The sequence below is a fragment of the Halolactibacillus miurensis genome (assembly GCF_900116255.1).
In the GTDB taxonomy this organism is placed as follows: domain Bacteria; phylum Bacillota; class Bacilli; order Bacillales; family Amphibacillaceae; genus Halolactibacillus; species Halolactibacillus miurensis.
The window spans coordinates 272529-287570 of sequence record NZ_FPAI01000001.1 but is presented as its reverse complement, the minus strand read 5'-3'; the positions used below and the strand labels follow the sequence as shown (position 1 = coordinate 287570).

Here is a 15042-nt window from a genome sequence, read left to right as displayed (position 1 = left end):
TTATCCACTTCTCATTTCGTGTATAATAAATAACGATGATGTACTAAAGCTAAAGAAGAAAGAAGCGTGTAATAATGGGACGTAAATGGAACAATATTAAAGAAAAGAAAGCCAGTAAAGATAAAAACACCAGCCGGATTTATGCGAAATTCGGACGCGAAATCTACGTGGCCGCAAAACAAGGCGAACCTTCGCCTGAATCTAATCAAGCGCTCAAATTTGTTTTGGAACGCGCGAAAACTTATAGTGTACCAAAACATATAATTGACCGTGCCATTGATAAAGCAAAAGGTGGCGGTGAAGAGAACTTCGATGAACTCCGTTATGAAGGTTTTGGCCCAAGTGGGTCGATGGTGATTGTCGATACGTTAACGAATAACGTGAATCGTACGGCTGCTGATGTCCGGATGACATTCGGTAAAAATGGAGGTAACATGGGAACGAATGGCTCAGCGAGCTATATGTTTGACCATACTGCTGTCTTAGGTATTGAAGGTAAAACGGTTGATGAAATTTTTGAACTGATGATGGAACAGGACCTTGATGTACGTGACGTTGTCGATGAAGATGGTGCGGTCATTATTTACGCCGAGCCTGATCAATTTCATGCGGTACAAGAAGCTCTAACACAAGCAGGGGTCGAAGACTTTACTGTCGCTGAACTGGCGATGTTACCACAAAACGAACTCACACTATCTGGTGAGGACTTAGAGACATTTGAAAAAATGATTGATGCCTTAGAAGATTTAGAAGATGTTCAAAATGTTTATCATAATGTCCAACTGGACGACTAATAGGTCACAGTCAAGAAAACTTAGCGTAGATGCGTTAAGTTTTCTTTCCTTCATAGCTTATATCGAGAAAAAATAACAAAAGGAAAAGGTGATTATGTTGAATTATGCACAAACATGGGATTTAGATGCGATTTTTTCTGGTGGCACCGCATCACCTGCCCTTAAAGAAAAACTTCAAACAATAGCACAAGAATTAGATGCGTTTAAAGCAAACGTCAATCAGTTTACCAATCGGTTATCAGACTTCAAACAACTCTTAACCGAACAAGAAAAACTAGAAAAAGCCTTACTACAAGCATCTACATTTGCTAATATGGCTCATGATGCGAACACAAAAGATACTTATGCGCCTGTTATTAAGGGTGAAATCATGGTGCTCTTTAGCGAATTAAATAAAGTTGGGAATCACTTCACCCAAAAACTCGTCGACCTTGATGAAGAAACATTTGCTCAGTTTTTAGCCGATGACGACTTAGTACCAATGAACTTTGTCCTAACAGAGCAGCGCAAAAAAGGTGCCCGTCTTCTTTCAGAACGAGAAGAAACTTTAATTGCGGAGTTAAATAAAGATGGACTTGCTGCTTGGAGTCAGGTGTATGACACGATTATCTCAACGATGACAATCCCGTGGACAAACAAGCAAGGAGAAACCGTCAACTTGTCCATCGGACAAGCAATGAATAGAATGTCGCAAGACAATGATCCTGAGGTAAGAAAACAACTGTTCACGGCCTGGGAAGAAGCATTTAATCATCAGGCTCCAATATTCGCCGATGTGTTAAATCACTTAGATGGTTACCGCATGACACTACAAGAGAAGCATCAATATAAAGATCATTTAGAAGAACCACTTGAATATAACCGGATGTCAAAAGCGACACTAGAGGCGATGTGGCAAGCTGTCTCAGACAACAAACAACCATTTGTGACGTTCTTAAAGAAAAAACAACAGCTACTACAGTTAGATTCATTGGCATGGCAAGATGTTGATGCGCCACTCTCTGTAGGCGATCACGAAGCTATGACATTTACTTATGACGAAGCTTGTGACTTTATCATCAAACATTTTAGCGCCTTCCCTAAACTGACTGCTTTTACTAAACATGCGTTAGAAAATCGTTGGGTCGAAGCTGAAGATCGTAACGATAAACGTCCGGGTGGTTACTGCACGAGCTTACCTGAATTTGATGAGTCGCGGATTTTTATGACGTTTACTGGTTCTGCATCTGATACGAGCACGCTTGCCCATGAATTAGGACACGCCTTTCATTCTGACGTCTTAACCGATGTCCCGTACTTGAATCAACATTATGCGATGAACGTGGCGGAAACGGCAAGTACCTTCGCTGAAACAATCATTGCGAATGCGACCGTTCAATCGGCACGCTCAGATGAAGAAAAACTATCATTATTAAATAATAAACTTGAAGGGGCAACGGCTATGTTTATGAACATTCATGCCCGATTTATCTTTGAAGACAACTTCTACAAAGCACGAAAAAATGGCGTTGTCTCACACGAACAACTGTCAAAATTAATGACTGTAGCACAAAAAGAAGCGTTCCACGGGGCACTTAATACGTATCATCCTCATTTTTGGAGTAGTAAACTGCACTTCTTTATTGATGATGTCCCGTTTTATAACTTCCCGTACACATTCGGTTACTTATTCAGTTTAGGTATTTACGCAGAATACTTAAAGCAACCTAAAAACTTTGAAGAGAAATATATTGCCTTACTTAAAGATACTGGAGCCATGACGGTTGAAGATCTTGCGATGAAACACTTAGGCGTTGATGTGACTAACGTTGACTTCTGGGCCGAAGGCGTGAAATTAATGGCTAAAGATGTCGATCAGTTTATCGCGTTAGCTGATCAGTTAGAAAATAATTAAATTTACTTTCTCTCTCCTAAACAAGGGCAACACTTAATGTTGTCCTTGTTTTTTATACCTTGTTTTATCAATGACCCTTTATTCTCTAACCCAATGTCCCTTACTCTTTTCAACCCAACGATTATCAAACACAAAGTTAAGTTTTCCTGGTTGATAGGCGTGTAACTTTTCTCTTTCTTTGCCTGGGTCTGGTATAGGTACAGCATCAATGAGTGCTTGTGTGTAGGAGTGCAGCGGTTGATTATAAACATCAACAGATGATCCGAGTTCAATCAGTTTTCCGTCATACATCACCGCAACCCGGTCACATAAATGTTTCACCATTGCCAAGTCATGGGCGATAAATAAATAAGTCAGACCTAACTTTTCTTGTAAGTCTTTTAAAAGCTCGACCATTTGCGCTTGAATCGATACGTCTAGCGCTGATAGGACTTCATCACAGACAATAAACTCCGGTTCAACAGCCAGTGCTCTGGCTATCCCAATCCGCTGTTGTTGCCCCCCACTAAATTCATGTGGATAGCGGTACATATGCTCACGTTCTAATCCGACAAGCAGCAATAATTCTTCTATCCGTTTCTTACGAGCATCTTTGTCTTTATATAATTGATGGACATCCAGTGGTTGACCGATAATGTCCATCACTTTCATTCGCGGGTTTAGTGATGCTTTTGGATCTTGGAAAATGATTTGAATATCGCGTCTTAATTTAAGCCGTTCTTGTTTATTAAAGCGGTGAATCCGCATCCCCTTATAGGTGACACTACCTGCCGTTAAAGATTCTAATTGGAGAATTAATCGTCCTGTTGTTGATTTACCTGATCCTGACTCACCAACGAGTCCAAGTGTCTCCCCTCGTTTAATATCAAAACTCACATCTTCAACTGCTTGGAGTTTCTTTCCGTTCTTCAGCTGAAACACCTTTGTTAACCCTGATACAGATAATAGTGTCTCTTCATTTTTGGACTCTTTTGTTAATACTTTATCCTCGTGTAAACGTGGCAGTGCTTCTAACAGCTTTTTCGTGTAAGGATGTTTAGGCGCGTTAAAGATAGAAGTAACATCATTCTCTTCTACAAGTTCACCATCCTTCATCACAACAACACGGTCACACATCCCAGCGACGACACCAAAGTCATGGGTTATTAATATAATACTCATCTCTATTTCTTGTTGGAGATCTTTCATTAGTTTCAAGATTTGTGCTTGAATCCTTACATCTAAAGCAGTGGTCGGTTCATCCGCAATCAGTAGTTTCGGACGGCAAATAAGCGCCATCGCAATCATTGCCCGCTGCAACATGCCACCTGAGAATTCATGCGGATATTGATGAAAACGTTCGTCGACTCGGTCAATGCCTACTTTCTTAAGCATATCGAGGGCACGATGCGTTGCCTCTTTTTTTGAAAGCTGCAAATGTACCCGCGCTGTTTCAATCAATTGCTTCCCGATCTTCATCGTTGGGTTAAAAGCACTCATCGGATCTTGAAAGATCATACTAATTTCTTTCCCTCGCACTTTTGTCATTTGTTTCTGATTTAAACTGGCGATATCGTTTCCATTATAGTCAAGCGTTTCTATCGCTACCTCTGTTTGTTGTTCATCTAATAATTTCATCACCGCTTTCGCCGTCACACTTTTACCAGAACCTGATTCTCCTACGATGCCTAGCGTCTCACCTTTCGCAATTGAAAAATTAATCTGGTTGACGACGCGATGAGTCTCATTCATTCGTTTAAAGTCAACCGATAAATTTTCAGTTGTTAATACTGACATACACTCACCTACTTCTATTTAGTCACGTACCTTAAGGTACGTCTTGTTTATTGTCCTCTTTCATATATGCATAGTGTCTGAATGAAGACATACATTAAGACAGATTAAATTTTTATATTTGACATTACCTTAAAGACTATCTATAATCTTGTTTAAGTTATTGTATACTAAACAGGTAGGAATTATCAAGTATTTTGAAAGGAGGAAGATTAAAACATGACGACACGTTTAATCAAAGGGTTTCACGTTAGTCAAGCCTCAGTTGGCTTGCGCCTCATTCATTGGTTGTTAGGTATCGTGATTCACATACCAGCACTGCTGTACTTTCAGTTTAAAAAACGTAAGCAACCTGCGACAGCAACTCTTTTAGACCAACAGATGATCCAGCAACTCTCAACGGATTATGATCAGCGAATAGATTATTTCAATCGCGATCCGAATGAAAATGAAAAACAAGCATTTATTTCTAAGGAATATGCGCTTCTAAAAAAAACAGAACAACAATACAGATTAAATTACCCGCAATTTTTTGAACAGTTGTTGCAATCACGACGTTTTTTACTCTTGACACTTGTGCCTGGCTTTTTTCTTTATCTCTTTTATTTGATTTATCATCACGGATTGATTCGGTTTATTTTTGAACGACTCGTAGCGACTGTCTTTGTTATCTTCTCGGTGATTGTCATTGTGTTTACTTTGCTTTATTTTTCACCACAGGACCCCGCCCAGAATATACTAGGAGATCAAGCAACCGCAGCACAACGTGAAAACTTCGAGGCATTATTTGGTTTAGACCAGCCGTATCTCGTGCAACTAACGGATCGCTTGCATGGTTTTATCACGTTTGATTTAGGAACAACGTATCAAGGTAATGAAGATGTGTTACTCAACATTGAAAACCGCTTCCCGGTCACCCTTACGTTGGCTTTTCTTTCTCTTGTCTTAGCTATTGCTATTGCCGTACCGATTGGCATTATCTCTGCGGTTAAAGTTCAAAGCTTTTGGGATTACAGTTTTATGTTCCTTGCACTCATTGGTTTATCAATTCCAAGCTTTTGGCAAGGTCTCATCTTTATCTTAACGTTTGCGATTGAACTAGACTGGTTGCCATCGACGTATATTCCTGGACAATTCGCATCACTCATCATGCCGGTCATTGTCTTAGGAACAGGCCTCTCAGCAACCATCGCTCGGATGACGCGATCAGAAATTTTAGAAGTCATGCATGAAGATTATATTGTGACCGCTAAAGCGAAAGGATTGTCGAACAGGCGTATCTTCACAAAACATGCGCTCCCTAATGCTTGGATTCCCATTTTGACCGTTATTGGCTTACAGTTTGGAGCCATGCTTGGTGGGGCCAGTGTAACGGAGAAGGTTTTTAATATTCAAGGGCTCGGTAGTTATATCGTGGACAAACAGTTCATTCCCGATATTCCGGCAATTCTTGCTGGGGTTGTCTATATTGCGGTGATGATTTCTGTGGTGAATTTACTCGTTGATTTACTATACGCCTTGCTTAATCCACGCTTACGAGCTGAACTCAATGATTAAACCTATAACATACACGAAGAGAGGAGGAGACTCATGACGACCCAACAAATCAAACAACATGACCGTTATAAACACGGACAGTTTGCGCTTGTATTGTCACTTGTGTTCACTATATTTTTCTTATATCAAGCGTTTATTCATCTTACGACCGTGTACACGTTGTTAGCACTCGCCTTTTTAATTGAGAGCATCATCCAAAGCGTACTCTTACACAGACTAGTTAAAGAAGGTATAACACCAGTGGCTCACTCTAAATTAACACGCGCCCTCACCTTACTTCAGGTCTTTAGTCTTTTTTCTGGTAATGTCTTTACCGCAAGCTTTGGTTTTAGGCTAAGACAAGAGAAAGAAACCATCAGTTATACCTTTATGACGTATATTTTTATCGCTGATGTCTTTTTAGTTGCTCTTACAGCTCTAAATATATTTAAGCCCTATGTCACCAACAGTTTTCTGGTCATTCTTATCAGTCTGGTAGTCCTTACCGTTACTGATGGCCTGTTGATACACTATTTAAAACCTGACTTAATGGAAACTAAACAGTTAACAGCACGTATGCGTTTATTGATTATTTTTCTCGTCATCACCGCGCTTACCGGAAATGTTATCCGGCTCTTACTCAGTTATCAGCTGTATATTCATTACATTCAAACGGATGTATCTAAACGCGAACAATCCAGTCAATTTTGGCAAAAGATTACCCGAAGCTTTACGGCGATGTTAGGTTTGTTGTTTATTGTCATCATTTTTTCACTATCATGGATGAGCACTTTTACTTTCGTTGAAAGCTTTGCGGTAGAAAATAACTATCAAACCTTATTGTTGGAACCTAGTCTCACGCATCCATTTGGAACAGATAACTTTGGTCGTGACGTATATTCACGGGTTGTCCGTGGTGGTGTGATTTCCTTATCCATCGGCGTGTTAACCACGCTTATCCCTATGCTCATTGGGGGCGTGCTTGGGGCGATCAGTGGCTATTTCCATCCACTTGTGGACCAAACCGTTATGCGGATACTCGATGCGTTATACGCGATTCCAGGTATTCTTCTAGCGATTGCGATTATCGCCGCTTTTGGATCAAATACAACGAACTTAGTTATTGCCTTAAGTATTGGGGCAATTCCCATGTTTGCCCGGACGATGCGGGCGAACGTCCTCATGATTAAAAATCTCGAATATATTGAGGCTTCCCGTGCGATTGGGGAATCTGAATGGAAGATACTTTTTAAACATATCGTTCCTAATGCCCTCGCACCGATGATTGTTCGTGCCACACTCGCCATTGGAACGGCTGTCATTGCAACGAGTAGCTTAAGTTTTCTTGGCCTTGGGGTTGAACCACACGTACCTGAATGGGGCAATGTCTTACGTGTTGGCAGTACCTATTTAGAAACAGAACCGTACTTGGCGATTTTTCCAGGACTATCCATTATTTTGCTCGTTTTATCGTTTAACTTTTTAGGTGATGGTGTACGCGATGCGCTTGATCCGAAGATGCATTAATGCTTAACGTGATTCACCATCTTATTTTAGATGTTAGCTATATATAAATCTTAAGGGGGAAACACAGATGAAAAAATGGCTCTTTTTATTACTCACTACGGTACTACTCGGTTTAACCGGATGCCTGAACACCGAATCGGACGTATCAGATGACAACACCAACACAACCGAGGAACTGCCAACTATCAATATTTTAGGTTTAGCCACAAGTGAGGATGATGTCAATATCTTGCGTGACCAACTGACTAAAAGTGGTTTTGATGTTGAATTAAACATCCAGCCTGATTACGGTAGTTTTGCGACCCAACGTGATGCGAAAAACTATGATTTAGCGGTCACAAGTTGGACGACGGTAACTGGTAACCCGGATTATGCGGTACGCTCACTTTTCACTTCAGATGGTGACTACAGTCTCTTTAAAGACGAAAAAGCTGATGAACTGATTAACCAAGCAGCAACAGAATTACCAGAGGACTATCAACAAACGTATACAGAATTAGAACAACATATCGTTTTAGATGAAGCATATATTGCGCCGCTTTATATCTCATATAAAGCTCAAGGCATCAACCAGGATATCCTTGATGTTGACACTGTACGTTTACCACGTTCACGTGCCGCTGTCTGGGAACAATATGACTTTAATGATGAATCAAAGCGTGAAACAGACCCACTGCTGTTCCACCAATCGATCAGTACGTTAACGTCACTTGACCCAATTAAAGGAAATGACGGCTCTATTAATACGCTCAACACAAATATGTATGTCCGACTCGTTAATTTAACAGATGATGATCAGGTTGTATCTGATGGATCTCTATCATACAATTACGCCATTGGTGACGGTAATACGGATTATTATTTCATTTTACGCGATGATATTAACTTCGCCAAAGTCGAAAATGACACGGCCGTTGACTCAGGTGAACTCGTCTCAGCTGAAGACGTCGTCTTCTCACTTAATCGTGCTAAGGATAGAAACTCTGTCCCGGATCACCGTACCTATAGTCTGCATGAAAGTATGGAAACGATTGAAGTCGTGACAGACATAACAGAACTCGACCAAACAAATGCCGATGGCACATCCATTAAAGATGTTTTATCTGAAGGCTTAGCATCGCCTATTAATGCTTTAGTCGATTCTGAAGATGACGTCAACAATGCGGTGGGGAACTATCAAGTTGTTAAAATCACGACGGCGAATCCATTCCCGCAAGTGCTCAATTACCTTGCTCACCAATCAGCGGGGATTGTATCGAAAGACCAAGTCGAAAAGATCAATACGTTTAATGTGGAAGATTATGATGTGAATACAGATATTGCTTATGGCGACCAGCGGACAGTCATTGAAGGTAATGACATTGACAACACGTTATATGCCAGTGGCCCATATCTATTAATTAGTAAGAATGATTATGAGGCACGTTTTGTTAAAAACCCTGCTTACATGCCAGAAACCGATCATGAACCTAAGATTAATGACGTGTTAGTCAAGTTTATTCAAGATGCTGAAAGTGCGCTTTCTGCCTTAAGAAATGGAGAAGTTCATGTCCTCTATGGCATTAAGGAAAACCGTTATGAAACCGTCGAAGAGGATGCATCACTCTACCTTCAAACAAACCAAAGTAACGGTGTCACGTATGTTGCGATGAATACAGATGAAGGACCCCTTACAAGTAAAGCATTACGTCAAGCTGTGCTTCACTCAATAGACCAAGAAGAGTTTATCTCCTTCTATCAAGGCAATAAACTAAAAGCCGTCTCTACTGTCAGTCCACTCGTCGATACTGGACTTACCGTCGAACATAATGAGGCACAAGTGGAACAATTTATTCAAGACTACTTCGATAATGCAAGTGAATAGAAGAAAAGCGAGCCGTCTTGGCTCGCTTTTTTTGTTTAATAATACCTAACACCCGCACCTTTAACATTTCCCTCTATATTAATGCTGCTGAATGAACTGTAGTAACGCCTCGCCTGTTTCCTCTTCTCCAGCTTTTGAAAATCCATGTCCTTCACCAGGTAAGATTTTTACATCTAATTGCCGATAAAGTGGCTTCACCCAATCGGTGACCGCATGGCTCACGACCGCATCTTCATCCCCATGAATGATATAGACCGGTCCTTGGTAAGTGCCGATTTCATCTTCTAAAGTAAAATCAAGTAATACATCAAAGAACCGGTACCCAAGCGGCATGCCCCAAAAGACGAGACGTTCTGGAATATCTGCTTTCGTTTTGTATCGTTGTTGCCAGTCTCTCGCAACAGAAAAGGCGGGAAACATTAAAAATAAGCCGGCGACTGTTGGTCTGGCCTCAGCGACTAGGCTAGAGACAAGCCCCCCCATCGATGCACCAAAGAGATACAGCTGTTTAGCATCAACAAACGGCGCTTGTTCAAAATAATCAACGACCGCCAGTAAGTCCCGCATCTCCGTCAGAATTGTCATATCTTCTGTCTTCATTTCACTTGAATCATTCACCGACCCGCCAAGAAAATCAAACCGGTAACTATTAATCCCGTATTGAGCTAAGAACTGACAAAATCCCGCCAGATGCTTTTCTGTTCCATTATAACCATGGCTAAAGATTACCAAGGGGGCTTGTTCTTCTACAACGGTTAACACCCCGTGCATCGTATATCCGTCCACTTGAAGTGGGTATACTTTCTCCATCTGCTTTCCTCCTTTCATGATCTTCACTTTTGTTTTCTATGATTATTTCGCCACACGACATAAAAACTCCTGTTGATTGGCGAATATTCGCATCATCAACAAAAGTTATCTGACCTTACACCCAGGTGACCACATCATTCAAGTCACGCCGTTGTTTTGGTTTCGGCGCTTCTTTCCTGTAACCAAACGCCACCATTACTGATAAAGTAAACGATTCCCCGTACACCCCAACGTCTCGCAACAGTTGATCGAACGTTTCACGGTTAAAACCTTCAATAGGACATGAATCAATCCCGAGTTCTGCGGCTACACTCATCATGTTAGCGAGTGGAATATATGTCTGTTTCATCGACCAATCATCTAAGTAACGCATGTCATCAAATAGCGCAAAATCATGTTTTTGAAAATTCTCAATCACATCTTTCATATGTTCCACGACGTCTCTAGGGTAATGTAAGTGATGTAAATAATGCTCCTTAAGATAAGTAGAATCAAAGCGCACATCTTCGTGGGTTCGGGCTAAGATTAAAACAAAGTGGCTCGCGTCACTCACTTTAGCCTTTGCTCCCCACGAGTGGTCTTTAATTAATTGTTTCACTTTCTCATTTTCAACAACGACAAACTGCCACGGTTCCATGCCAAAGGAGCTCGGTGACAAGCGTGCCACTTCAAAAATAACGTCGACATCTTCTTTTGGAATCTTTTTTTCCGGATCAAAAGCTTTTGTCGCGTGTCTAAAATGATAACGGTCAATAATCTGTTGTCGTCTTTCTTCTTGTGTTGTCATTGATAAGCTCCTCTATCAAAAAATTTTCATTTTATACGCTTATCTACTATGTCCCCTCATTACATTTCTAGTAAACACTTTTTTTATAATAGATGAGAACATTCATCACTTTTTCCAAATATTATAATGTAAGCGCATGCCAACATCAACCTTCTATGTATTTTCGAGTAATCGCTCGTATGTCTATGAGAACTGATTGATAAATATAGGAGAACAACGTTCATCCAGTTAAATCTATCTCTAGACTTGCTCCTCGTTTTTGCGTAAATCTTCCGTCGTACGGTATCATTATATGGTACGCATTATTTTCAGTCGTATTAAAAGCTAATTTATGATAAATGTGAGGTTAAAATAATGATCGATTGTTTTTCTGTTTTTAAACTGGCGATCTATAAGACGTAGGAATGATTTTTTACATCAACATTTATGCATACACATACATTTTAAGGGAGAGATTTTAATGAAACATATGAAAAAGATTTTACTTAGTTTAAGCCTAATGCTTGTCCTTATCCTTGCCGCATGTGGTGATGACTCTGACAATGCTGACTCTCATGAGGATGACCAAGAACAAGATGCAGGCGCAGCCATCAGCGAAGACATTGATTACACCATCACAGGTATTGAACCAGGGGCGGGTATGTCCGGTGTTATTGATGATATAATCGCCAATGAAGCTAACCTACAGGGGTGGACACACCAAACATCTTCAACAGGAGCGATGCTGACTGAGCTCGATCAAGCGATTCAAAACGAAGAACCGATTATCGTCTCAGCTTGGTCACCACACTATATGTTCGCAAAGTATGACATTAAGTATTTAGATGATCCCGATGAATTATTCGGTGGCGAAGAAGACGTGTATAAATTAACCCGTTTAGGCTTTGAAGAAGATTTTCCAATCGCCGCTGACATCGTCAAAAACTTTTATTTAGAACTTGATGCGATTGAACAAGGTCTATTACAATCACAAAAACAAGAAATTTCTGTACCAGAAGTTGTGGAAACGTGGGTAGTAGAAAACGAAGAGACCGTTAAGGCCTTTACTGAAGGTGTCGCAGAAGGAAACGGCGGAACCATTGAGTTTGTTGTAACATCGTGGGATTCAGAATTATTCCCAGCCTACGTATTAAAACATGCGCTCGAAAGCCATGGCTTTACTGTTAATGTTACGACGGTCGACCCAGCAATTATGTTTGAATCAATCGCTTCAGGTTCTGCTGATATTACGACAGCTGCTTGGTTACCACTCACTCACGGGGCGTTTGTGGAACGTTACGAAGGGGAATTTGTTAAGCTCGGTACCGCTTATGAAAAAGCGAAAACCGGTCTAGCGGTTCCAACCTATGTTGAGATTGACTCCATTAGTGACCTTGTACCAAGCGAATAATCACTTAACAATTCCACTAATAAGCTAGAGCTCCTCGCTCTAGCTTTTTTCGTGTATAATTAACTTAAACTAATCATGAAAGGAAGATAACAATGACTGATCTTAACAACCTCATCACACAAATCGATGCTTTTCGCGACGCTCGTCAGTGGCGTGAACATCATAACGCTAAAGATTTAGCACTATCTCTCTCACTTGAAGCTGCTGAATTACTGGAATGCTTTCAGTGGCAAACGAGTGACGCAGCTGTAAACAATCACTTAGATGAGATAAAGGATGAACTCGCTGATGTGTTCATTTATGCCTTCACACTTAGCTCAACACTTGAATTAGATGTCTCAGGCATTATCCAGTCGAAGATGAAAAAGAATGCGAAAAAATACCCTGCACCAGCGACCGCACTTAAACATAAAGATTAAATCATGATTGAATAAGAACGACCCATCCTTTGTTTATGACAAATATTCACACAACGTGTTAAACTAAATGTATCTACATAATGAACTAAACGAAAGAAGGCGCCTATATGGAAAAAGTAAAATTAACAACATTAACAACAAAAGGTGGTTGTGGCTGTAAGATTGGTCCGAGTGATTTACGCGAAGTCTTGCATCAACTGCCTAAACAGACTCACGACCCAAACTTACTTGTCGGTCTTGATACCGGTGACGACGCGGGTGTGTATCAGCTGACTGATGACTTAGCAATTGTTCAAACTGTTGATTTCTTTACACCTATTGTTGATGATCCCTATGATTTTGGACGGATTGCAGCAGCGAATGCGATGAGTGATGTGTATGCCATGGGTGGTGAACCAATCACCGCCTTAAACATTGTCGCCTTTCCTATTTTCTCCTTAGATAAAGCGATTTTGACAGAGATTTTACGCGGGGCGAGTGATAAGTTAAAAGAAGCAGGCTGTCATCTTGTCGGTGGTCATTCCATCGATGACCAAGAGCCAAAATTTGGACTAGCTGTGACAGGGACCATTCATCCTGCACGCGTCAAAACAAATGCTGGCGCTAAACACGGAGACAAATTGATTCTCACAAAACCGATTGGTGTAGGCATTTCAACGACATCGCTGAAGAATAACCAGCTCACAGAACCAGAAATAACACGCGTCACTGAAGTGATGGCAACCTTAAATAAAGAAGCCGCCGAAGTGATGAACAACTATAACGTCCATGCGTGTACCGATGTCACCGGCTTTGGTCTCCTTGGTCACTTAACTGAAATGGCAACTGAGAGTCATCAAGCGATTACAGTTAAACAAGCCGATGTACCCGTCTTACCACGTGTAAGAGAGTTGGCGGAAAATGGCAATATCCCTGGTGGGTCCAAAAATAACTTAAAGCATGTCAAAAGTTCCGTTCACTTTGACGCGCGCTTTGATGAGATTGACCAATTAATCTTAGCGGACGCGGTCACTTCTGGTGGCTTATTGATGAGTGTGCATGAACGTGATGCGCTGTCAATTTTAGAATCCCTCAAACTTAAAGGGATGGATGCACGTATCATTGGTGACGTGACAGACGGGACACCAGGACACATTTATGTACAAGGATGACAACGATGTTTAAAGATATTAACCCGCAAGATGTGTTTGATTTAAAAACAGCTGGAAAAACCATTGTGGATGTCAGGTCACCGAAAGAATTCAACGATGCCACCATACCTGGTGCGATCAACATCCCGCTGTTTACCGATGATGAACGCGCAGAAGTTGGTACCATTTATAAACAACAAGGACAAGAGGCCGCCAAAGACCGTGGTTTAGAGATTTACGCTAAGAAGTTACCGGCCTTTATTCACGCCTTTAAACAACTACCTGAGCCTATCACTGTTTTTTGTTGGCGAGGTGGGATGCGCAGTAAAACAGCCGCAACCGTGTTGGATTTAATGAATATCAATGTGAACCGACTAAGTGGTGGCATTAAAGCTTATCGACTTTGGATGAAAGAGCAGCTTAAAACCATTCACATTCCCGAACTCTTTGTCTTAAATGGTCATACAGGGAATGGGAAGACGAAAATATTACACACCTTAAAAAAACAAGGGTATCCTGTCATTAACTTAGAACAGATGGCGAGTCATCGCGGGAGTATCTTCGGTCAGATTGGCTTACCATCAACGAACCAACGCATGTTTGATTTTTACTTAGGTGAAGCCCTCATGCATTATCAAGAGGCGTCTTATATCGTGATTGAAGGTGAAAGTGCTCGAATTGGCAAAATAAAAATTCCAGACCGCTTCTTCCAACATAAAGAACAGAGTCAACAATTGTTTATTTCTTTACCTATTGAGAAGCGGATTGATTTGATTCTATCAGACTATCATCCAGAACCGTATCACCATCAGTTCGTTGAGGCGTTCTCGATTATCAAACGTAGGATACATACACCTGTCGCTCACCGAATTGAAGAAGCTCTTCAGTTACACGACTATCGTTCTGTCGTCCGGGACTTACTCGACTATTATTATGATCCACGTTATAACCATTCAACGGTTTATCCTGACGAATTAATAACGGAAATTGAAGCATCTTCACTGGATGATGCGATAGATCAAGTGAAAGAACACTTACCTATAAGTTAATGGTTTTATCACTATCTTAGTAGACAGTTACAAAAAATAGCAGGACCCAGTCACATTTAACGTGATTGG

General features: G+C 40.9%; 12 protein-coding genes. 9 read left to right on the top strand and 3 right to left on the bottom strand.

The window, feature by feature from the left end:
• Positions 1-74: 74 nt before the first annotated feature.
• Together BM390_RS01205 and BM390_RS01200 are read left to right on the top strand one after the other, a co-directional pair.
• Positions 75-794 (top strand): YebC/PmpR family DNA-binding transcriptional regulator, encoded by a 720-nt coding sequence (locus BM390_RS01205; protein WP_062319549.1) that lies wholly within the window; start codon positions 75-77, stop codon positions 792-794.
• 97 nt (positions 795-891) lie between these two features.
• Positions 892-2688, top strand: a complete 1797-nt coding sequence (locus BM390_RS01200) for a M3 family oligoendopeptidase (RefSeq protein ID WP_089852789.1) — start codon at positions 892-894, stop codon at positions 2686-2688.
• A gap of 78 nt (positions 2689-2766) precedes the next feature.
• Here the strand turns inward: BM390_RS01200 and BM390_RS01195 are convergent, their stop codons facing one another.
• Positions 2767-4464, bottom strand: coding sequence for an ABC transporter ATP-binding protein (locus BM390_RS01195; protein WP_062319546.1), 1698 nt, complete (start codon positions 4462-4464; stop codon positions 2767-2769).
• A 216-nt stretch (positions 4465-4680) separates the two neighbouring features.
• Here BM390_RS01195 and BM390_RS01190 point away from each other — a divergent pair, with 216 nt between their 5' ends.
• The 3 genes from BM390_RS01190 (at position 4681) to BM390_RS01180 (ending at position 9388) form a co-directional block, all read left to right on the top strand.
• Positions 4681-6018 carry an ABC transporter permease gene (locus tag BM390_RS01190; RefSeq protein WP_089852733.1) on the top strand — a complete coding sequence of 446 codons (1338 nt, stop codon included), beginning with the start codon at positions 4681-4683 and terminating at the stop codon, positions 6016-6018.
• Between the two features lie 33 nt (positions 6019-6051).
• Positions 6052-7524, top strand: coding sequence for an ABC transporter permease (locus BM390_RS01185; RefSeq protein WP_062319539.1), 1473 nt, complete (start codon positions 6052-6054; stop codon positions 7522-7524).
• Positions 7525-7591: 67 nt separating this feature from the next.
• Entirely contained in the window at positions 7592-9388 is a 1797-nt protein-coding gene (locus BM390_RS01180; RefSeq protein WP_089852732.1) for an ABC transporter substrate-binding protein, read from the top strand.
• A 78-nt stretch (positions 9389-9466) separates the two neighbouring features.
• Here the strand turns inward: BM390_RS01180 and BM390_RS01175 are convergent, their stop codons facing one another.
• Both BM390_RS01175 and BM390_RS01170 read right to left on the bottom strand, forming a co-directional pair.
• The gene (locus BM390_RS01175) at positions 9467-10198 is read right to left on the bottom strand and encodes an alpha/beta hydrolase family protein (protein WP_062319538.1); all 732 of its coding nucleotides are present in this window, start codon (positions 10196-10198) and stop codon (positions 9467-9469) included.
• Positions 10199-10313: 115 nt separating this feature from the next.
• Positions 10314-10985: an NAD(P)H-dependent oxidoreductase gene (locus tag BM390_RS01170; RefSeq protein WP_062319536.1), complete on the bottom strand. Its 672-nt coding sequence runs from the start codon at positions 10983-10985 to the stop codon at positions 10314-10316.
• A gap of 460 nt (positions 10986-11445) precedes the next feature.
• Between BM390_RS01170 and BM390_RS01165 the strand changes: the two genes are divergently transcribed.
• From BM390_RS01165 to mnmH, 4 genes are all read left to right on the top strand, one after another.
• Entirely contained in the window at positions 11446-12375 is a 930-nt protein-coding gene (locus tag BM390_RS01165) for a glycine betaine ABC transporter substrate-binding protein (protein WP_062319535.1), read from the top strand.
• A gap of 92 nt (positions 12376-12467) precedes the next feature.
• Positions 12468-12794 carry a nucleotide pyrophosphohydrolase gene (locus BM390_RS01160; RefSeq protein WP_062319533.1) on the top strand — a complete coding sequence of 109 codons (327 nt, stop codon included), beginning with the start codon at positions 12468-12470 and terminating at the stop codon, positions 12792-12794.
• Positions 12795-12901: 107 nt separating this feature from the next.
• On the top strand, positions 12902-13945 hold the full coding sequence (selD, locus tag BM390_RS01155) for a selenide, water dikinase SelD (RefSeq protein WP_062319531.1): 1044 nt from the start codon (positions 12902-12904) through the stop codon (positions 13943-13945).
• A 5-nt stretch (positions 13946-13950) separates the two neighbouring features.
• Positions 13951-14973 (top strand): tRNA 2-selenouridine(34) synthase MnmH, encoded by a 1023-nt coding sequence (gene mnmH / locus BM390_RS01150; RefSeq protein WP_089852731.1) that lies wholly within the window; start codon positions 13951-13953, stop codon positions 14971-14973.
• Positions 14974-15042: the final 69 nt, after the last annotated feature.